This is a genomic window from Kiritimatiellia bacterium (assembly GCA_025054615.1).
GTDB lineage: Bacteria > Verrucomicrobiota > Kiritimatiellia > CAIVKH01 > CAIVKH01 > JANWZO01.
This window is the reverse complement of the sequence record JANWZO010000001.1, coordinates 53,011-72,372: the sequence shown is the minus strand read 5'-3', so window position 1 is coordinate 72,372 and position 19,362 is coordinate 53,011. Positions and strand designations below refer to the sequence as shown.

Below are 19,362 nucleotides of genomic sequence, written 5' to 3'. Positions count from 1 at the left end.
ACCGGGAATGAACATTCTGGGAATCAGCGCCTTTTATCACGATTCGGCGGCCGCGCTCGTCCGCGATGGGAAAATCGTCGCGGCCGCGCAGGAGGAACGCTTCACACGGAAGAAACACGATGAGCGGTTCCCTTTTCACGCCGTTCGCTACTGCCTCCACGAGGGCGGTGTTGGGCCGGAGGATCTGGATGCGGTCGCGTTTTATGACAAACCCATCCGAAAATTCGAGCGGTTGCTGAAGACCTATTTTTCGTTCGCGCCCCGGGGGCTGGAATCGTTCATGATGGCGATGCCGATCTGGATCCGCGAAAAATTGTGGATCCCCCTTGAAATTCAGCAGGCGCTCGAAGTGTGCCACATTAATCCGGACAAGCCCGAGCTTTTCTTCCCCGAGCATCATGAATCCCACGCCGCAAGCGCCTTCTTTCCATCGCCCTATCCGCGCGCGGCCATCCTGACGATCGACGGAGTGGGCGAGTGGGCGACCAGCACATTGGGTGTGGGCGATGGCCACAAAATCCAAATCCTTTACGACCTGCATTTCCCGCATTCGCTCGGCCTGCTGTATTCCGCCTTCACGTACTTCACCGGCTTCAAGGTAAATTCTGGCGAATACAAACTGATGGGCCTCGCTCCGTACGGGGAGCCGAAATATGTCCGCCAGATTTACGAACACCTGATCTCGGTCCGCGAGGATGGATCGTTCAAACTCAATCTGGAGTATTTCAACTACATGGCGGGTTTGACGATGACCAATGAGAAATTCGCCGAGTTGTTCGGCGGCCCGCCCCGAAAACCCGAGAGCTTCATCACGCAGCGGGAGATGGATCTCGCCCGGTCAATCCAGGTGGTCACGGAGGAGATTGTGCTCAAGATGGCGCGACACCTCCACAAGATCACCGGCGAAAAAAACCTCTGCATGGCCGGCGGCGTCGCACTCAACTGCGTCGCGAACGGGCGGCTGCTGAGGGAGGGTCCGTTTGAGAACATCTGGATCCAGCCGGCTGCGGGCGACGCTGGCGGCGCGCTCGGTGCCGCACTCGCCGTGTGGTATCACGTAAAAGGCAACCCTCGTCACGCTGACGGGGCGAAGGATGCAATGCAGGGCGCATTCCTCGGTCCCAGTTTTGACGACGAGGTGGAAGCATACCTTGCCGCCAAAGGCTACCCGGCCCGCAAACTGACCGGAGAGGCCTGGGCGCGGGAAATCGCGCGTCTGATCGCGGACGGCCATGTCGTTGGCCTGATGCAGGGCCGCATGGAATTCGGACCGCGCGCACTTGGAAGCCGATCCATCATCGGCGACCCGCGCTCCGAAAAGATGCAGTCGGTGATGAATCTCAAGATCAAATATCGGGAATCATTCCGGCCGTTTGCGCCCTCCTGCCTGCGGGAGCATGTCAGCGACTATTTCGAGCTCGACCGAGAGTCTCCCTACATGTTGCTCGTGGCGCCTGTCCGCCGCGACCTATGGACGGATCTGACTGATGAACAACGGCGCATCATGCGCGACCCCGACCTCTGCAAACGCGTGAATGTCCCGCGCTCCAAACTGCCGGCCATCACGCACGTCGACCAATCCGCGCGGATTCAGACGGTCGAGCGGGACGTCAATCCCCGGTTTTATGACATCATCAAAGCGTTCGGCGACCTCACCGGCTACTACTGCATCATCAACACCTCCTTCAACGTGCGCGGCGAGCCGATCGTTTGCACACCGGAAGACGCCTACCGGTGCTTCATGCGCACTGAGATGGACTACCTCGTGCTGGGCGATTTCATTCTGAGTAAAGGCGATCAGCCAAAGTGGGAGGACCGTGCGGATTGGAGAAAGGAATACGTGCTGGATTGAAGGGCGACATTCGGGCGCTGCAACACCGTGAGCGCCCAGGCGCGAATCCAGGCTTGCCATTCAACATCACATTTTTCTAACGTTGAATTTTTGACTTGGTCATTTGCCATGAAACCAAACATCCATCCCGAGTACGTTGAATGCACCATCCGGTGCGCGTGTGGCGCTGTTTTCAAGACGCGATCGACACGGAAAGAAATGCACGTGAACACCTGCTCTCATTGCCACCCGTTCTATACGGGCACCGCGAAACTGATCGACACCGAAGGTCGCGTCCAGCGGTTCCAGCGCAAATACGCGAAGCCGTCCAAGTAAACCCCGGGCGTCATCGGCGCGCCGCTTGCTGATTATTCCGGCGGCGGCAGTTCCGGCGGCCTGTGAATTTCGATGCGCCTCACCTGGTTCTCGATTTCGGCGGGCAACTGAATGTCCTCGACGCCCGTTGTCGACACCACCGAAATGTTTCCGTGCAGGGGATCGTACTGGAAGGCATGCCCCGCCGACGGTTTGGGAATTTCCAATATATAACGGTATTTTACCAGTTCTGCCAGGTTTGTCGGCAGCCGCCCGAGATCCTGGTGGAATTGGCGGATGGCTGCTTCTAATTCGGCGCGAATGCGTTCCGACGCACCTCGGTCGCGCACGCGTTGTAGAATCGCACGGTAGTCATATGCGCCCGCGGTCTCTGTGGCCCTTCTATCCAACGCCCTTGATCGTTCATCTGGGCATCCGCCCGCCAGGAGGGCGGATGCAAGCAAGGCCGTTGAGGCGAGGGGACGACACACGCGATGGCCACGGCCTGATGGCATAGCGGATTTTTACCCCGCCTGGTTGGGCAGCGGCGAGTCATTTTTCTCGTGTTCGTGCCCTGCCAGATGCAGCCGGATGCGACGCTCGAGCTCGAACAAGACCAACACTGCCGGAGACAACGGCGCCACGATCACCAGAGCGGCGGACAGGCGTGGCGCGTGGGGCGCCTGGCGAAGCGTCTCAAACCAATCGATCAGGCCGCTTTCTGGAGCGCCCGCCCTGATCGCGCTCCATCGTATTAGCGCGGCGAAGAGTAGGGCCAAGCTAGGCACAGCGGCAGCGCCGATCCGGATTTCAGCCAGCAACATCTTATCGTCCAGTCGGCGTGCACAGTCGGATGCGAGCTGAAAAAGAGAAACAAATCCGGCCCCGATAGAGATCGCCAGCAGAAAACGATTAAATCCTTTGAACCACGGGACGTGGACAGTATGCCACCACCCTAGGTAGGGGATGAGATAGGCATGCAGCAGTGCGGCGATAAAAAATAGTTGGGCTGCTCCGTTCAAGTCGGGGGCGTTCCCGGCCGCGACCCGAAATCGACGGGCTGCAATTAACCAGACCACGCCGGGCACCGTCGACGGCGGCAACTCGATCGGAAACCCCGGAAGGACCATAACCAGCCTGCTCTCGAAGGCGGCCCAGAGCAAAAGCGCCCACGCCGACAAGACGAACCCTTGCGCCATGGCCATCGCTTCCGCCATGTTCATCTGCCGGGACACGGTACGATTGATTCGCACCTGCCTGGTTATGAATCAAACGCTCTCCAAACGAAAGCCGTTTCACAGCCGTGCGCCAACGACGCGGGGCCCGCGGGCCCGGTCCTTCGGCCCTGTAGCGGATCCGCGAGCCCGGGTCCTGATCCTCGGAACGCTTCCCAGCGAGGCATCGTTGAGCGCGGGTCGATATTACGCGCACCCTCGAAACCACTTTTGGCCCATCATGGGTTGTCTGGTCGGCGCGACGCCCGACTTGCCGTATGAGGTCCGTCTCGAGCGGCTCCGCGAGGCGCGCATCGCCCTGTGGGATGTGGTTGGGGACGCGCATCGGCGCGGAAGCGCCGATTCCGAGATTCGGCGGGAACGGCCCAACGACATCCCCGGCCTGCTCGAGAGGTGTCCGGAGATCCGGTGCGTGCTTTTCAACGGACAACCCGCGCTGCGACTGTTCAGGCGCCATTTTCCGAAATTACTCGAGCAGAACCGCCTGCGGTTCGCCGTGCTGCCGTCGACCAGCCCGGCTCATGCGAGCCGCCCTTTCGCTGAGAAACTGAAAGCTTGGCGAGAGGCGTTGTCGGAAGCGCTTGTGTGACGCTCCGATCTATCCCCGGGGGATCTATGTGGTGGGAATCGGCACGTTTTTTTTAGGAAGGCTGCACCAATTTCGCGGTCGGATCGATGGGAGATTCGCACTTTATCATCGGTCACGACTTTATATCGGTCGAGTCAAACGAGTTCGCCGAGAGGCTTGTCAAAAAGTTCTGATAAGGCGGATGCAAAAGCGTTTCGCAACCAAGGTGCGGTGTGGCATATTGGTCCGCTGATTCAAGTATTAGGAGCAAGACTTTATGAAACGGATTCTTCTTCTTACTTTGGCGACGGCTGCGATTCTAGGAGTGCCGGCCCGTGCCCAGAACGCGCCGGAGTTGAATCGTGTGCTCAGCCAGCTTCAGGCGATGAGCCACGGGACGTATTCCCCTAAAGAATGGCAGGAAACGATGCAGGAGCTGGACCGGGTTGCCGCGCAAGCGGCCGCAAACGGCAATTCCGACCTCGTGGTGCAGGCACGGGCGGTCAAAGCGATGGCCCTCGCCGACATGCGCCGGGACCTTGTGGCCGCTCTCCGGGTGATTGAGGATACAAAGAGGGAATACGGGCAACAGCGTCTGCCCTCCGTTCGGCGGCTCTTCATCCAGCAAGCTGATTATCTCGCCCGGCTCGGCGACGCCGACGGCGTCAGGCGGACCATCGAGGAATTTCGTCGGAACCCGAACTACGATGCGGAGGATTTCCCTGTCTTCCTTCACGAGGGCCGCAATACGCCGATGACCATCGCCCGCCCATTTGCCCGCGGGTCCGATTCGACCTCCGTGACTGCAATGGAGGCGGCGCGGGACCGCTCGCGTTATGCGCCCGGCAACTTATTCCCTGACTTCGAATGGACCGATGCCTCGGGGCGTCGGGGTTCGATCCTTGGACTTCGCGGCAAAGTGGTTCTGGTTGATTTCTGGCATCCTCAATGGACGCCCTGGGCGCGCGACCTGCCGACGTTGAAGCGGCTGTACGCAACATGGAAGGACCGGGGCTTCGAAATCGTCGGCGTAGCGCTCGGGCGCGACACGGAAGTCCTGAGACGATTTGTGCAGACCGAACGGCTGCCGTGGACGATCGTATATGGCGAGAACGAACTCCCGCGCCAGCTCGGACTCCACGGACAGGCTTCCAATTTTCTGCTGGATGCGAACGGCGTGATCCTGGCCCGAGATCTGCGCGGCAGCGACCTTGCCGAGGTTGTCCGCCGAGCCATGGCCCGCTAACATCTCTATGCCTTCGCCGGTCGGGCACAGCATCCTCGGGCTTGCCATTGGCGCGCTGTGGGCTTTGCCGCGAGATGCTCCCGGCTCATGGCGAGACGCGCTCGCGCTGCGCGGCGATCGAAAGGCACTCGCTGCGGCCGTGTTCGCCGCAAACGCGCCGGATCTCGATTATCTCCCAGGATTGTGGGTCGGTGATCTCAACGCCTTTCACCACGGACCGACCCATTCGATCCTTTTTGTCACGGTGCTCGCCGCCGCGATGGCGTTCGGGTGGCGGCGCGAGGATCGAATCGCCGCGTTCGGTTGGCTCCTTCTCGCGGGTCTGTCGCATCTGATTGCGGATGTTTTTACGGATGACCGCCGCCCTCCGTTCGGCATTCCCTTGTGGTGGCCGATCTCCGATGCCTCTGTCCATTCGCCCGTGAGCGTTTTCTGGAACTTGCGGAAGCGGGAGTGGTCGGACTTCATTCAGTGGCACAATGCGGCGGCGGTCGGGATTGAGATGGTTGTCACGTTGCCGATCGCGCTCGCCGCGGTCGCCGTCAAGTGGCGGTTCGGGCGCCGCCGGGTGGAGAATCCAGCATGAGGCTCGCGATCGTCGGCGGGAGGGGCATGCTAGGGCGGGATCTCGCCGAGGCCGCCCGTCGCCGAGGGCACGAGGTGGAAATCTTGAGCCGGCCCACCTTTGATATCACCTGCCCGGATCGTCTGGCAGCCCGGCTTCCCGAGGCGGATGTTGTGGTGAATTGCGCCGCCTTTACCCGTGTGGACGACGCCGAACGGGAACGAGAGGCATGCCGTCGGGTCAACGCCGAGGGCGCGGGCTTTCTCGCTCATGCGTGCGCCGAGCGTGGCATTTACCTGATCCAGATCAGCACGGACTACGTATTCGATGGGGAGAAGGGCGCCCCATACCGCGAGGACGACCCGCCCCGCCCGCTGAACTGGTACGGGGAGACCAAACTGGAGGGAGAACAGCGCGTTCTGGAGTCGGGCGCCCGCACAACGATCGTGCGCACGCAGTCCCTGTTCGGGGTGGGCGGTCGGAATTTCGTTCAGGCGATCCTGCGACAGATCGAGAACGGCCGCAAGGAGTTGAGTGTGGTCCATGATCAGGTTTCATGCCCGACGTACACGCGCCATCTCGCGGAGGCGCTGCTCGACTTGGCCGCGCTTCAACCGCCCGTGCGCATTCTCCACGCCGCTGCAAGCGGATGGTGTTCCTGGTGGGAATTCGCCCGCGAGATCACCGCGCGCACAAGGCCTGAAGTTCGCGTGCTGCAGCGGCGGGCCGCCGAGCTGGCGCTTCCAGCCCGCCGGCCCGCGTTTTCCGTTCTCGACACGAGCGCGTTGCAGCGGCTGATCGGGCGCGGGCTTCCGCACTGGCGGGACGGGCTGGACGCATATTTGGCCGAGGAACCGCTGGCGGCCGCCGTGCGCGCGAGCGCCTCGGATCAGGCGAGATCCTTGTAGAGGATCTTGGATCGGCGCCCGCTCTTCTCGTAAAGCGCGCGCCTCGAGGGGGGCAGCATATCGGGCGTGCCCTCCCGAAACCCGCCCTTTTGCGTAAAATAGTTGAACGCCTGTGTCGAGAGGGCGAGCAGCCGCCTCGCGCCGCGCTCGCGGGCCAGATCCTCGACGAAGAGCATGAGCTTCGCGCCGATGCCCTGGTTCTCGTGCGCTTCGGCAACATAGAGGCATTCGAGCTCTGCACAATCCTCCGCCTCGCCGGGAAACTGGCGCAGGGCGACACAACCCACGACGTTGCGGTCGATCTCGAAAACAAAAAAATCGGAAATCCGCTCCTCGATCGATTTTCGCGTGCGGGGAAGAAGCTGTTGCTGCTCGATCGAATCCCGGATCAGCTTCATAATCACGCCGGCGTCCTTTTTCCGCGCGGGGCGGATCGCGACGTATTCGTTGGCGTGAATCATGGTGCCGACGCCCTCGTTTGAGAAAATCTCGCCCAGCAGCGCCTCGTCCTGTGTGCCGTCGATGATGTGGACGCGTTGGACCCCGTTGCGGCAGGCGCGCACGCCGTGCTGCAGCTTCGACAGCATCGCGGGTGGAAGCTCGTCTCGGTACTTCCGGATGTACTCTTCAGCTTCCTCAATCGAAAACTGCGCGCTCAACTTTCCGGCCTCCCGCACGCCGTTATTCGTGGTGACGTGGATGAGCTTTGCGGCGCGGAGGGCCTCAGCCACCTCGAGTGCGACGCCGTCAGAGTTGACGCGGTAGGTCTGGCCATTTCCGTCGAACCCGAGCGGCGGCACGATGGGGATGATTTCCTGCTCGAGGAGAGCGTTGAGAAACTCCGCGTCAACGCGCTCAACCCGGCCCGTGAAGAGGTGATCGACGCCATTCAAGATGCCCGCCGGGTGCGCGATGATTGCATTGGTGATGACGGCGCGTTGATCGGTGTCGGCGAGCCCCTCAAGGATTTCATGAGCGAGATGGTGGGCGGCCAGGATGGAGATGCGCAGGGTTTGCGCGTCTGTGATGCCCATGCCTTCAAAGTCGGACACGGGGATGTTGAGCTCTTCCGACAGCGCGCGGATGTGCACGGAACACCCGTGCACGAGTACGATGCGGATGTTCAGGCTGCGCAGGACCGAGATGTCGAGCAAGAGATTTCGGAAATTGTCGGACGCGAGAACCGCGCTGTCCACATTCAGCACGAAAAGCCGGTCTCGAAACCGCGCCGTATAGCGGAGAATGCCGCGTAGGTCCGATGCTCTCATAGAAAAGGCCCGCCGGGTCTCGGCGGACCTTATTTATTCATCCCTGCGGTTCCCGAGCAAGCCGAGCCTGAAGAGGAAATACAGCAGTTGCAAGACGGCGGTGACTGCCCCGGCCACATAGGTTAGGAACGCGGCGTTCAGGACCTTGGCCGCATGCGGATATTCTGCGGCCGTCACAATGCCGGAGTTGACCATATAGGCCTTGGCTCGTGCGCTGGCATCCCATTCGATGGGCAGCGTCACGATGGAAAACAGCACGGCCCCGCAGAAGAGCAAAAGACCGAGGTGAATCAATCCCATCATGTTTGTCGCGGCGCCGATCACAAACAGGATCGGCGCAATGTTCTGGCCAGCAATCGTCACGGGCAGCAGCACTGACCGGAGGCTCATCAATGCATAGCCATGAGCCTGCTGCATTGCATGCCCCGCCTCATGGCACGCCACGCCGATCGCCGAGAGCGAACGGCCATGGTAAACGTCCGGCGACAGGTGGAGCGAGTGGGTTCGCGGGTCATAATGGTCGGAGAGGAATCCCTCGGTTTCGTGGATTTCGACGTCGTAAATTCCCTGGGATTCGAGCATCTGGCGCGCCGCCTCCGCGCCGGTCAACCCCGAGCGCGCCCCGACCTGGGCATACTTGGAGAAAGTCCCCCTTGTCAGGGCGGCGGCCAAGAGGCCAAGTACGAGCCCCGGCAGGGCAAACAGCCAGTAAATTGGATCCATCATCATGGTCAGTTACTCCTCAGTTGCCTGATAAAGTAATCCGACCGATTAGACATGCAAGGGGAACCGGCGTTCACCTAAAGCGGCTTCCGGTTCGATGATGGGGCGGAAAATTTCCATGCCATGGAAATTCCATGGCATGGAAGGCGCGAGACAACATTTTTCCATACGATGGAAACGGATTCGGAGGAGTGCCTGCTGGGGGAGTTACGGCGCGGCGGCGGCCAATCAGGAGATCGGCGACGACAGGACCGTGACGGATCGGCCTTCGACCGTGATGATTCCGTGCTGCCGGGACCACTCGGGGTCCGTTTCCTGGGTGGTCCACTCGAGCTGCCAGGCTTTCGCGGGCGGAGAGGGCAGGTGGAAGCGGGCCGGGTGCTCGGAGGCGTTGAAGATCATGAACAGCGAGTCGTCATCGGCCGACGCGCCGGTGGCCTCCTTGTAGCCGTTGAGAAGGCAGGCGACGGTCTGGTCATGGTGCCAGTCGGGCGGGCGGCCGTCACGTCCGTACCACGCGATGTCCGCGCCGCCGCGGAAATGGTGGCCGGATAGGAAACGGGTGCGACGAAGGGCGGGGTGGGCCTTTCGAAAGCGGATGAGCCGGCGCGTGAATTCCATCAGTTCGCCGTGTTCCCGCAGCAGGTTCCAGTCGACCCACGAGATTTCGTTGTCCTGGCAGTAGGCGTTGTTGTTGCCCTGTTGGGTGCGTGAAAATTCGTCGCCGGCGAGCAGCATGGGCACGCCCTGCGACAGGAACAGGGTGGCGAGGAAGTTTTTCTGCTGCCGCAGGCGGATGGCTTGGATGCGGGGGTCATTCGTGGGGCCCTCCGCGCCGTAGTTGCGGCTGTGGTTGTTTCGTTCGCCATCCTGATTGTTTTCTCCGTTGGCCTCATTGTGTTTGTGGTCATAAGAGACGAGGTCGCGGAGGGTGAAGCCGTCGTGGCAGGTGATGAAATTGATGGATTTCAGCGGGGACTGGCCGTTTCGGTTGTAGAGGTCGGCGCTGCCGGCCAGTCGGGTGGCGAAGGCGCCGAGGGCGCCGTGATCCCCGCGCCAGAATTTGCGGACATCGTCGCGGTAACGGCCATTCCACTCTGAAAATCGGTCGCTTGGGAATGAACCCACCTGATAGGCGCCTGCGGCGTCCCACGCCTCGGCGATGATTTTGCAGTCGCGCAGGGCGGGATCTTCGGCGATCTGCTCGACGAGAGGGGGGTTGGGGAGAATCTCGCCGTTCCGTCCTCGCGTCAGGATGGAGGCGAGGTCGAAACGGAAGCCGTCGACATGCATGTGGAGGTGCCAGTAGCGGAGGCAATTCATGATGAATTCGCGGACGACGGGGTGGTTCGAATTCACGGTATTTCCGCAACCAGTGTAATTGAGGTAGTGCCGGCCGGAGTCGTCCATCATGTAATAGATGGAATTGTCAATGCCGCGGAAGGAGTAGGTCTGGCCGCCGTCGCCGCCTTCGCCGGTGTGGTTGAAGACGACGTCGAGGATCACCTCAATGCCCGCGCGATGTAGCGCAAGAACAAGTTTCTTGAATTCCTGGAGCTGCTGGCCGTAGACGCCGCCGGCGGCATAGCGGCCATTGGGGGCGAAGAAGGCGAGCGTCGAATAGCCCCAGAAATTGCGCAGGTGTTTCCGGCGCATATTTTCCTGGAAATATTCCATTTCGTTGAATTCCTGGATCGGGAGGAATTCGACGGCGGTGATTCCGAGGCGTTGCAGGTAAGGAATCTTGTCGCGGAACCCGCGGTAGGTGCCGGGATGCGAAACACCTGAAGAGGGGTGAACAGTATACCCGCGCAGGTGGACCTCGTAGATGACCGTCTCGCTCAGTGGGATTTTCAGCGTTCGGTCGTCTGACCAGTCGAATTCATCGCGGACGATGATGCCTTTTGGGAAATAGGGCCCGTTGAGAATGGGCTGACCGGGGGTAATGCCCCCAGGATCGCCCCAGCCGGGTGGCCGGGAGACGGCCTGCGCATAGGGATCGAGCAGCCACTGGTCCGGGTTGAAGAAATTTTTGTGGCCAGGGGGCGGGCGGCCCTCCATGCGGTAGAGGTAATACATGCCCTCGCGGGCGGTTTTGACATGGATGTGCCAGACGTCGCCGATTCGGTTGTGTTCGGGATCGAGCTCAAACTCCTCGATCGGTTCGACTGCGTCGGGCGCGTCGAACAGCATCAGCCAGACGCGTGTGGCATGTCGGCTAAAGATGGTGAACTGAACGCCGTCCTCGACGACGTGCGCGCCGTAAGGGACGGGCATCGGCACGCTGGGGAGGAGATGGCCGGCGGTGTTGATGATGCGCGATCGGCGGGTGGTCATGGCTCGGCGGGCATTACTCGGCGTCGCCGCTCATCAGGCGCCGAATAGACGTAGGAAATTTGGCGGGTTCGCTCCTCTTGCAGAGAAGCCGCTCGGAGAGAGCGGCGCGATTCTTCGACGGTCTGCTCCGGCGACCGAGTGCGAAGCCCTTGGACGACGCTGTCCACGGATTTGACGATGCCCTCGATGACCTGCTCGGAGAAGCCGGCGGCATCGGCGACTGCCGGCCCGAGGCTGTGGCGCAGGCGGAGTTTGATGAGGGGCAAAACGTCCTCGATGAGCGTATCCCGCGTGACCATCAGCGAGTCGACGACGGATCGGTCGATGTGCTGGATCGCGTCGTCGACGGTCCAGCGGCCCAGCGTGCGGCAGCGGTGCATCACGACCTGGGCCGTGGTCCACGTGAGCCAGATGACGGAGAGCGCCTGGGCAAGGTCGGACGCGGCCGGCCCCATGGGCGGGCTGTTCCTGTAGACGCCATCGAATAACCGCTGGCCGATGCGGAAATAGTCCCCGCCGGTCAGAACCCGCCAGACGTCGACGAGCGCGCGGCCGTATTCCCGGAGGGTTGCGCGCGGCAGGTAACAGTCGACCAGGCCGCAAATCAACGTGATTTGATGGTAAACCAGGAGTGCCGGATTGCCGATGGGGAAGGGTGGCTCGATCGCGTCGCGTACCACCGCGTGCATCTTGTACTGCGCGAACGCGACGGCGTTGCGGTCGAGCGTCTCGAGCAGCGGCTTCCAGGTTTCAGTTTCGGAGCGGGAAATGCCGCGACGAAGATCATCGAGGAGGGGGTGAGATGCGAGGGTGCTTTCGAGATCGTAGGCGCGCTGGCGGGCGTCGCGCGACTGGGCCGGCGGCAGGTTGGGATGATCCGCCACCCGCTTCAGCAGGTGGATGAGATATCGGACAAAGGTCTTTAGTTCGCGAAATGTCGCCTTGTCGCCCGGGCGGGGGGGCGCTCGAAACACGATACCGCGCGAGCGCCAGAAGTGGAGGCGGATCGCGAGATACACCAGGCCGACGGTCAGAACGGCAATAAATCCGTAGAACGCCACAGGCCCCGTGCGGCGGAAAAGGAGTGCAGCCCGGATGATCTCAATAATCAGAATGGCTCCCACCACGGAGGCCACTAGAAGGAGTATCCGAACAACAGCACGGCTCAGGGCCCGCGTGGCGGGGTAGATGCGAGAGGTCATAAAGCCAGCTTTAGCGAACGGTTCTTTGCAGGTCAACAGGGGGCGGCGGTTGTCGGCTCAGGATGTCGACCGCGGCCATACGCATCGGGGCCGGACAGTCAAGGTGGTGGGCCATGAACGATCCGACCAGCCGGTTCGCGGCATCAATGGTCGACGGCGGGATCGGCTGTATGAGGGCGTCTCCGGCGCGCTCCCAATCGATGAGCCTGTGAATGACGGCGGAGGGGATCGGCGCGGGGCGTGGACCTTTCAGGCGGACGACGCAATTTTCGCAAAACCAGCCGCCGTTGGGAGCGGAGAACCACACGTAGCCCGAGACGGGCAGGGATGACTCGCAACGTATGCATCGTTCAAGGCGGGGCCCAAGTCCCAGCACCCGCGCCAGCCGCAATTCCAGCGAACACAGCCGCGGAAGACTGCCGCCGCGCAAAACCAGCTCGTCGAGCGCGCCCTCGAGCCAGTGGTACAGGTCGGTTCGCGTGGCTCCGCGCGGCACGATTTTGGCAACGACGCCACAAAGGTAGGATGCCACCGCGCAAGCACGCCAGTCCGACCGCAGCGGCGTGCGATGGCGGAGCGGCGAGATTTCGCGGGCGATTGCGAGTCCCTCCGGCCCTCGATCGTGGTAGACCAGCTCACAGGTGTAGAACAAATCGGCGGCGCCAAAGAACAGACTTTTCGGCCGGAAAGCCCCCTTGATCAATGTGTGGAGGCGTCCGGCATCCGGAGACAACCACGTGATGACCAGCGAGGTTTCCGAGAACGGGTATCGGCGGAGCGCGATGGCCGGTGTCTTGAGAATCACGTGGTCGGATTGCGCGGCGTGGAATTGGGCGCCTGGGGAGAATCGGAGTGAATCAATTCGTGGACCAGCTCGACGAGTGAGGCCGACCCGGTGTCGATTTCCCGGCCGGGGAACACGGCGCCGCCCGACACAATGAGCCGCATGGCCTCACCCGTGCTCATGTTCAGCTTTTTGACACTCGAGCGGGGCACCAGGCAGAGCCAGCCGGACGTAGGGTTGGGCGTGGTTGGAATGAAAACCGAAACACATTCCTCATCGGGCGCCGCGGTGCGAATGGCCCACGTGTATTCATTTGGAACCACCGCCGTGATGAACCCCACCGAGAAAATACCGGGACGAGGATACTCGACGACGACCGCCTCCTGGAAGAGCGTCTTCCGCTGCTGGACCAACGAGGTGATGATCTGGCGGGTTGCAATGTAGATCCGGTTGATCAAGGGAAGCTGCGTCAAGAGCCGGTCGCCGAGCTTATAAATTCGCTTCCCAAGGATGTTCCGAACGAACAAACCGACCAGGAATAGCAGGAGCAGCACGATCACCAGGGAAACGATCCGCCAAAGCAGTTCCTGATCGCCCTCGCGAAGGGATTTGGGCAGGAAGATCAGCACCCGGTTTGTGATGAAGGTGAACAGCCAGTTGACGACGAAAGCCGTGACCACGATCGGCGTGACCAGAATCAGGCCGACGATGATGTTTGTTCGAATGGGGCGGAAAATGGATCGGGACATATGCGGAATTATAACACATTTCGCCCGAGTTGATGGGCCATTTTGCGAGCGCCGACCCGGTTCCCGTGTCATCAGGTCGGCGGACTTCGATCCAGCCGCGCGAGGACCCGGTCACGCCCCAAGACTTCGAGAAGTTCGAAGAGTCCCGGTCCCCCTGCCAGTCCGGTGACCGCAACGCGCAGGGGATGGATTAGGTCAGAAGCGGGCACGCCGCGCCGCTCCGCCGTCTCGCGCAATGCGCGCTCGATCGAGGCCGAGCCGAAGTCCGACAGGGCCGCAAAGGCCTCGCGCAGTGCTACAAGATGGTCCCGGGCCCCCTCTTTCTGGAGGCGTTTCCGGACGGCGTCCGCGTCGAATGGATACTGTTCGGTGAAAAAGTAGCCGGCCTGCAGCGGCACGTCGGCCCAGCGTTTGACGCGTTCGCGCAGCAGCGCACAGACGCGGTCGAGATAGTCTTCGGTCACAGAGGGGTCCCACAGGCCATGCGCCTCGAGCTCCTTGCGGAACCTTTCGCGATAGGCGGAGGGAGGCATTCGCTTTAGATACTCGCCGTTCATCCACTCGAATTTTTTGAAATCGAACTGCGCCGGTTTGGATTGGACGCGTTCGAGCGTGAAGGAGGCGATTAATTCCTCGCGCGACATGATCTCGCGCTCGTCGCCGGGGTTCCATCCAAGCAGAGCCAGATAATTGAACAGCGCGTCCGCCTCGTAGCCGTTCTCGCGAAATTCGCCGACGAACGCGGCGCCGTCGCGTTTTGAATAGGGCTTCCCCTGCGCGTTGACGATCATCGGAAGGTGGGCATAGGTCGGGACTGGCGCCCCGAGCGCTTCAAACAGCGCGATGTGGCGGAAGGTGTTCTCGACGTGGTCATCGCCGCGGATGATGTGGGTGATGCCCATCTCGATATCATCCACCACATTAGCCAGATGGAACACCGGCTGACCGTCGGACCGCACGATGACGAAATCGGGCATGTCTGCGGCAGCTTTTTTCATAGGTCCCTTGACCGCATCGTGAAACGCGATATCCCGCCCGGGCATTTTGAATAGGATAGCTTCGCCCTTACCGGTGCCGCCCTTGTCCAGTTTGTAGGCCCGACCCGACCTGAGGAGCTGTTCGGCCGCGGCTAGGTGCGCCTCGCGCCGCTGCGATTGGTAGACCGGCTCGCCATCCGGGTGCAAACCGAGCCAGTCGATCGCGTCCAGCACGGCCCGGATCGCTTCGGGCGTGGACCGCTCCCTGTCGGTATCCTCGATGCGCAACAGGAATTGGCCGCCCTCGTGGCGAGCAAACAGCCAGTTGAAGATGGCCGCCCGCATGTTCCCGATGTGGACATGGCCCGTTGGGCTGGGGGCGAATCGAACGCGTGGAGTCATGGGTTCACCTTGTTGGCGGGTCAGCATGCATCGGGCCGGGAGGCGACACAACGCCAAATCCGCTTGGGTTGCTCTGGTCGGCACGGTAGCATGCTTTGCGAGGAGAGGGTTTCCAATGGACGTGTTGGTAGGTCAATGGAGCACGTCGGAAGGATGGACGTGGTCGAATCGCGATGCGGCTATTCCCTCTACAGCGGACCTGTTTCTGGTGTTTGGCGACCGCGCTATCCTCACCGAACAAGGCGGGGGACCGCTTCGCGACATTCTGCGGCATTCGCCCAACGCCGTCGCGGTGGGCTGTTCTACGGCGGGCGAGATTCTCGGGGAAAGTGTGCGGGAAGGGTCGCTGGCGGTAGCAGCGATCCGATTTCATGCCTCGCGCGTGCGATTGGTTACGGCGCCTATCACTAGGACCACGAGCCGCGAGGCCGGCCAAAGGATCGCCGAAAGCCTGGCGTCACCCGATTTAGCGCACGTTTTTGTTCTGTCCGACGGCCTGGATGTCAACGGCAGTGAGTTGGTGGCTGGGCTTCGCGAAGGACTGCCTTCCGGCGTGCAGGCCACCGGAGGTTTGTCGGCGGACGGAGCGAGGTTCGAACGGACGGGTGTCTGGGTCAACGGTTCATTTCATTCGAACCTGGCCGTGGGCGTGGGTTTCTACGGCCAAGCGCTCCGGATTGGTTACGGCTCGGTGGGCGGATGGGATGCCTTCGGGCCGGACCGACTTGTGACGCGTTCCTCCGGGAATGTCTTGTACGAGCTGGATGGCAGGTCGGCGCTTGCTCTTTACAAACTATATCTCGGCGAATACGCGGAGGGACTGCCGGCATCCGGGTTATTGTTTCCCTTGCTGGTTCGGAAAGATGAGCACGATCCCGGCTTTGTGCGTACGATTATTGCTGTGGATGAAAAGGCTGAGAGCCTGATTTTCGCCGGCGATGTTCCGCAGGGCGCGCTGGCGCGGTTGATGAAGGCGAATTTCGACCGGCTCATCGATGGCGCGAGCGGAGCCGGTGCGCTCGCTCATGAAGCGCTCGGGCGTCGGGCCGCTCAATTGGCCGTGCTGATCAGTTGCGTCGGCCGCAAGCTCATTCTCCGGCAGCGGACGGAAGAAGAGGTCCAGGCCGTGCGCGAGCGCCTGGAGGTCCCTTTGCCGATTGTCGGTTTTTACTCCAACGGAGAAATCTCGCCGAGTCGCGCCGGTGTGCCGACCGATTTCCATAACCAGACCATGACGGTAACCACATTGGCGGAGGACGCATGAGGCAGAACGCGTATCATCCGCTGCTGGTCCGGCAGCTCAAACGGCTTTTGGGAAGCCGAGAGCCGCCCGAGGACTGGCGTCCCCTGCTGAACATCATTGATGAGACGTATCGTCAGGCGGATGAGGACCGACGGCTGCTCGAGCGGTCTCTCGAGCTGAGCTCGCGCGAGCTCCTGCAAGCCAACCGCGACCTCTCGAGGATGTTGCGGATGTGGCCGGATCAGTTTTTTCGCGTACGTTCCGACGGAACCATCCTCGACTGCCATTTCGGCGGATCAGCCGAGCCTGAGGCCTCGACGCGGGCGCGAGGCAGGAAGTTGCAGGAGCTTCCGATTCCCTGCGGAGCGGAGGTCCTATTCGCCCTGCTTGATCGCGCGCGGACAAGCGGAGAACGGTCGGTTGCCGAGACCGAAGGGCTCGGCTCCGGCCGGCCGTCATGGTGCGAGGTCAGTGTGGTGCCGCTCGGCGCTGATGATTTCGTGATCTTGATCCGCGACATTTCGCAGAGGCGTCGCGCGGAGGAGACGGTGAACCGGCTTGCGGCGGTGGTCGAACAGTCCGCAGACGCCGTGGTCATGACCGATACGAATGGGCAGATCCAGTATGTCAATCCCGCCTTCGAACAGATTTTCGGTTATTCGCGAAACGAGGTGCTGGGTCAGAATCCGTCAATCCTGAAATCCGGTCGGCATGACGCCGTGTTTTATGCACGGCTCTGGGAGACGATTCTCTCGGGAGGGGTATGGAAGGGACGGCTGACCGACCGGCGCCGCGATGGGACGCTGGTCGAACTCCTAGCCACCATTTTTCCCGTTCGGGACGCCGCGGGACAGACCCGAAATTTTGTTGCCGTTTCGAAGGATGTGACGCGCGAGACGGAGCTGCAGGAGCAACTGCGGCAGTCTCAGAAGATGGAGGCTATTGGCCGCCTGGCGGGGGGCATAGCCCATGATTTCAACAACCTGCTGACCACCATTTTAGGGAATGCGGACCTCGTGCTTCGCCGCCTAGGCCCCGGCGTCGCGATTCGCAACGAGGTTGAGCAGATTCGCGACTCCGCGCAAGTCGCGGCGAATCTGGTGCATCAGCTTCTCACGTTTAGCCGAAATCAAATCGTCCATCCGAGGCCGGTTCTTCTGAATGAGGCCGTCGAGACCGCGGCAAAGTTGCTCAGCCGACTGCTGGGCAAGGAGAACAAAGTGGAAATCCAGTGCGACGCTCGGGCGGGGTGGATTACCATCGACCCGATTCAGCTTGAGCAAGTTTTGATGAATCTGGCCGTTAACGCGCGCGATGCCATGCCGGGTGGTGGAACTCTGACGATCTCCACCGGCCAAACGATCGTACGGCCCGGCGAGGGCGGCGAATTGTCGGAGCTGGAGCCGGGTTCATATGCGGTCTTGACGGTCTCGGACACAGGGATCGGCATGACTCCCGAGGTGATGTCCCGCATTTTTGAGCCGTTCTTTACGACGAAGGAGGTTGGGCAGGGCACTGGCTTGGGCCTCTCGATCGTCTATGGGATCGTCAAGCAGTGCGGTGGCGCGATCACCGTTCGAAGCGCTCCGAATGCGGGCACTACCTTCACCCTTTTCTTCCCGCAATCGCGAGCGGGCGCCACAGACACGTCAGTGCGGGGACCCCACGAGCCGAGCGCGCGCATCATCCTTGTGGCCGACGATGACCCTGCGGTCCGCAAGCTATCGGCTCAGATTTTGCGAACGTGCGGCTATGATGTCTTGCAGGCCGAACATGGCGAAGAGGCGCTTGCGCTCCTTCGCCAGCACCGCGGCCGGATCGTCCTCCTGCTCAGCGATGTCGTAATGCCCAAAATGAACGGCCTGGAGTTGCTGGAGGCGGTGCAAAAAGAGTTTCCATGTCTGCCCATACTATTGATGTCAGGTTTTCCGCGGACCGAGGGGCGCGATCCGCGCGACATCATAGGCCTACGCGAGTTCGTGAGGAAGCCTTTCACGCCGGAGCAGCTCATCGAAGCGGTCGGCCGGACTCTCGGCGATCAAAAACCGATTATCCCTCGATGAGCTGCCCGACATGTGCGACCACGGCCGACGCCAAACCGCTGAGGTTGTAGCCCCCCTCCAAGATTGAGAGAAGCCGCCCGTCAGCGTAATCGTCGGCCCGCCGGAGGACCCAGTCAGTAAGATCAGCGAAATCGTCGTCGGTCAACGTGAACGATCCTAGAGGGTCATCCACCCGTGAATCGAATCCGGCGGAGAGGATGATCAGATCCGGGCGGAACCTGTCGAGCGCCGGACCCAGTTCCTCCTCGAAGGCGCGGAAAATTTCTTCGCGGCCCGATCCGGCAGGCAGCGGGATATTCAGGGTTGTTCCCATGCCACGGCCCGCTCCGCGTTCGTGCCGGGCGCCCGTGCCGGGATATAGCGGCCACTGATGCACGCTGAAATAAAGAACCGTATCATCGGCATAAAAAATGTCCTGCGTTCCGTTGCCGTGGTGCACGTCCCAGTCGATGATGGCAACGCGTTCGATGTCGTGCTCCACTTGGGCATGGCGCGCGGCGAGTGCGGCGTTATTGAAGAGACAGAACCCCATGCCGCGATCGGCGCTGGCATGATGCCCCGGGGGCCGCACAAGGCAGAAGGCGTTTTTGACCTTTCGCGCGCAAACGGCGTCCACCGCATTCAGAATGCCGCCTACGACATAACGGCAAACTTCCAAAGACCTTGGGCAGATTTCGACATCGCCCGTGCTCAACGTGGTGGCTCCTGAGGCCGTTTCCTGCGCGACGAGATCGATATACTCGGGTGTATGGCAAAGCTCGAGTTCGCGGTCGAGCGCCTCGCGGCAGGGAATTTTTTCGAGATGATCGATCAGGCCCTTGGCGCAGAGGGCGCGAAATGCTGCGTCATATCGCGACGGGCATTCGGGGTGGCCGAGGCCGGTGTCGTGCAGCTTGCAGATCGGATCCGCGACGAGTCCGGTGTGCAGGTATCGCGAAACCATGTC

The 19,362-nt window shown here is 61.5% G+C and carries 18 protein-coding genes; 8 read left to right on the top strand and 10 right to left on the bottom strand.

The window, feature by feature from the left end:
* The first annotated feature begins 7 nt into the window (after nt 1-7).
* Together NZ740_00390 and rpmE are read left to right on the top strand one after the other, a co-directional pair.
* Nucleotides 8-1,852 carry a carbamoyltransferase gene (locus NZ740_00390; GenBank protein MCS6770466.1) on the top strand — a complete coding sequence of 615 codons (1,845 nt, stop codon included), beginning with the start codon at nt 8-10 and terminating at the stop codon, nt 1,850-1,852.
* Nucleotides 1,853-1,960: 108 nt separating this feature from the next.
* Nucleotides 1,961-2,167, top strand: a complete 207-nt coding sequence (gene rpmE, locus NZ740_00385; protein ID MCS6770465.1) for a 50S ribosomal protein L31 — start codon at nt 1,961-1,963, stop codon at nt 2,165-2,167.
* Nucleotides 2,168-2,199: 32 nt separating this feature from the next.
* Here the strand turns inward: rpmE and NZ740_00380 are convergent, their stop codons facing one another.
* On the bottom strand, nt 2,200-2,496 hold the full coding sequence (locus NZ740_00380; GenBank protein MCS6770464.1) for a hypothetical protein: 297 nt from the start codon (nt 2,494-2,496) through the stop codon (nt 2,200-2,202).
* A 174-nt stretch (nt 2,497-2,670) separates the two neighbouring features.
* Entirely contained in the window at nt 2,671-3,351 is a 681-nt protein-coding gene (locus NZ740_00375) for a hypothetical protein (GenBank protein ID MCS6770463.1), read from the bottom strand.
* A gap of 58 nt (nt 3,352-3,409) precedes the next feature.
* On the opposite strand from NZ740_00375, the gene NZ740_00370 reads away from it, so the two are divergent.
* From NZ740_00370 to rfbD, 4 genes are all read left to right on the top strand, one after another.
* On the top strand, nt 3,410-3,970 hold the full coding sequence (locus NZ740_00370; GenBank protein MCS6770462.1) for a DNA-deoxyinosine glycosylase: 561 nt from the start codon (nt 3,410-3,412) through the stop codon (nt 3,968-3,970).
* 256 nt (nt 3,971-4,226) lie between these two features.
* The gene (locus NZ740_00365; protein MCS6770461.1) at nt 4,227-5,195 is read left to right on the top strand and encodes a TlpA family protein disulfide reductase; all 969 of its coding nucleotides are present in this window, start codon (nt 4,227-4,229) and stop codon (nt 5,193-5,195) included.
* Nucleotides 5,196-5,202: 7 nt separating this feature from the next.
* The gene (locus NZ740_00360; GenBank protein MCS6770460.1) at nt 5,203-5,781 is read left to right on the top strand and encodes a metal-dependent hydrolase; all 579 of its coding nucleotides are present in this window, start codon (nt 5,203-5,205) and stop codon (nt 5,779-5,781) included.
* Entirely contained in the window at nt 5,778-6,668 is an 891-nt protein-coding gene (gene rfbD, locus NZ740_00355; protein MCS6770459.1) for a dTDP-4-dehydrorhamnose reductase, read from the top strand. Before NZ740_00360 ends, rfbD begins: the two co-directional genes overlap by 4 nt.
* Here the strand turns inward: rfbD and argA are convergent.
* From argA to gltX, 7 genes are all read right to left on the bottom strand, one after another.
* Nucleotides 6,650-7,936, bottom strand: coding sequence for an amino-acid N-acetyltransferase (gene argA, locus NZ740_00350; GenBank protein ID MCS6770458.1), 1,287 nt, complete (start codon nt 7,934-7,936; stop codon nt 6,650-6,652). The two genes, rfbD and argA, sit on opposite strands and share 19 nt — an antisense overlap.
* Nucleotides 7,937-7,969: 33 nt before the next feature.
* Nucleotides 7,970-8,665: a zinc metallopeptidase gene (locus tag NZ740_00345; GenBank protein ID MCS6770457.1), complete on the bottom strand. Its 696-nt coding sequence runs from the start codon at nt 8,663-8,665 to the stop codon at nt 7,970-7,972.
* 222 nt (nt 8,666-8,887) lie between these two features.
* The gene (gene glgX / locus NZ740_00340) at nt 8,888-10,996 is read right to left on the bottom strand and encodes a glycogen debranching protein GlgX (GenBank protein MCS6770456.1); all 2,109 of its coding nucleotides are present in this window, start codon (nt 10,994-10,996) and stop codon (nt 8,888-8,890) included.
* The gene (locus NZ740_00335; protein ID MCS6770455.1) at nt 10,993-12,198 is read right to left on the bottom strand and encodes a hypothetical protein; all 1,206 of its coding nucleotides are present in this window, start codon (nt 12,196-12,198) and stop codon (nt 10,993-10,995) included. Before NZ740_00335 ends, glgX begins: the two co-directional genes overlap by 4 nt.
* A 10-nt stretch (nt 12,199-12,208) precedes the next feature.
* Nucleotides 12,209-13,003 (bottom strand): DNA repair protein RecO, encoded by a 795-nt coding sequence (recO, locus tag NZ740_00330; protein ID MCS6770454.1) that lies wholly within the window; start codon nt 13,001-13,003, stop codon nt 12,209-12,211.
* On the bottom strand, nt 13,000-13,731 hold the full coding sequence (locus tag NZ740_00325; protein ID MCS6770453.1) for a DUF502 domain-containing protein: 732 nt from the start codon (nt 13,729-13,731) through the stop codon (nt 13,000-13,002). The genes recO and NZ740_00325 overlap by 4 nt, the downstream gene beginning before the upstream one ends.
* 71 nt (nt 13,732-13,802) lie before the next feature.
* A complete protein-coding gene (gene gltX / locus NZ740_00320; GenBank protein ID MCS6770452.1) occupies nt 13,803-15,110 on the bottom strand; it encodes a glutamate--tRNA ligase in 1,308 nt (435 codons plus the stop codon).
* Nucleotides 15,111-15,225: 115 nt separating this feature from the next.
* Here gltX and NZ740_00315 point away from each other — a divergent pair, with 115 nt between their 5' ends.
* The gene (locus NZ740_00315) at nt 15,226-16,374 is read left to right on the top strand and encodes an FIST C-terminal domain-containing protein (GenBank protein MCS6770451.1); all 1,149 of its coding nucleotides are present in this window, start codon (nt 15,226-15,228) and stop codon (nt 16,372-16,374) included.
* On the top strand, nt 16,371-18,416 hold the full coding sequence (locus NZ740_00310) for a PAS domain S-box protein (GenBank protein ID MCS6770450.1): 2,046 nt from the start codon (nt 16,371-16,373) through the stop codon (nt 18,414-18,416). The genes NZ740_00315 and NZ740_00310 overlap by 4 nt, the downstream gene beginning before the upstream one ends.
* On the opposite strand, the gene NZ740_00305 is transcribed toward NZ740_00310, so the two are convergent.
* Nucleotides 18,403-19,359, bottom strand: coding sequence for a histone deacetylase (locus NZ740_00305; GenBank protein MCS6770449.1), 957 nt, complete (start codon nt 19,357-19,359; stop codon nt 18,403-18,405). The two genes, NZ740_00310 and NZ740_00305, sit on opposite strands and share 14 nt — an antisense overlap.
* Nucleotides 19,360-19,362: the final 3 nt, after the last annotated feature.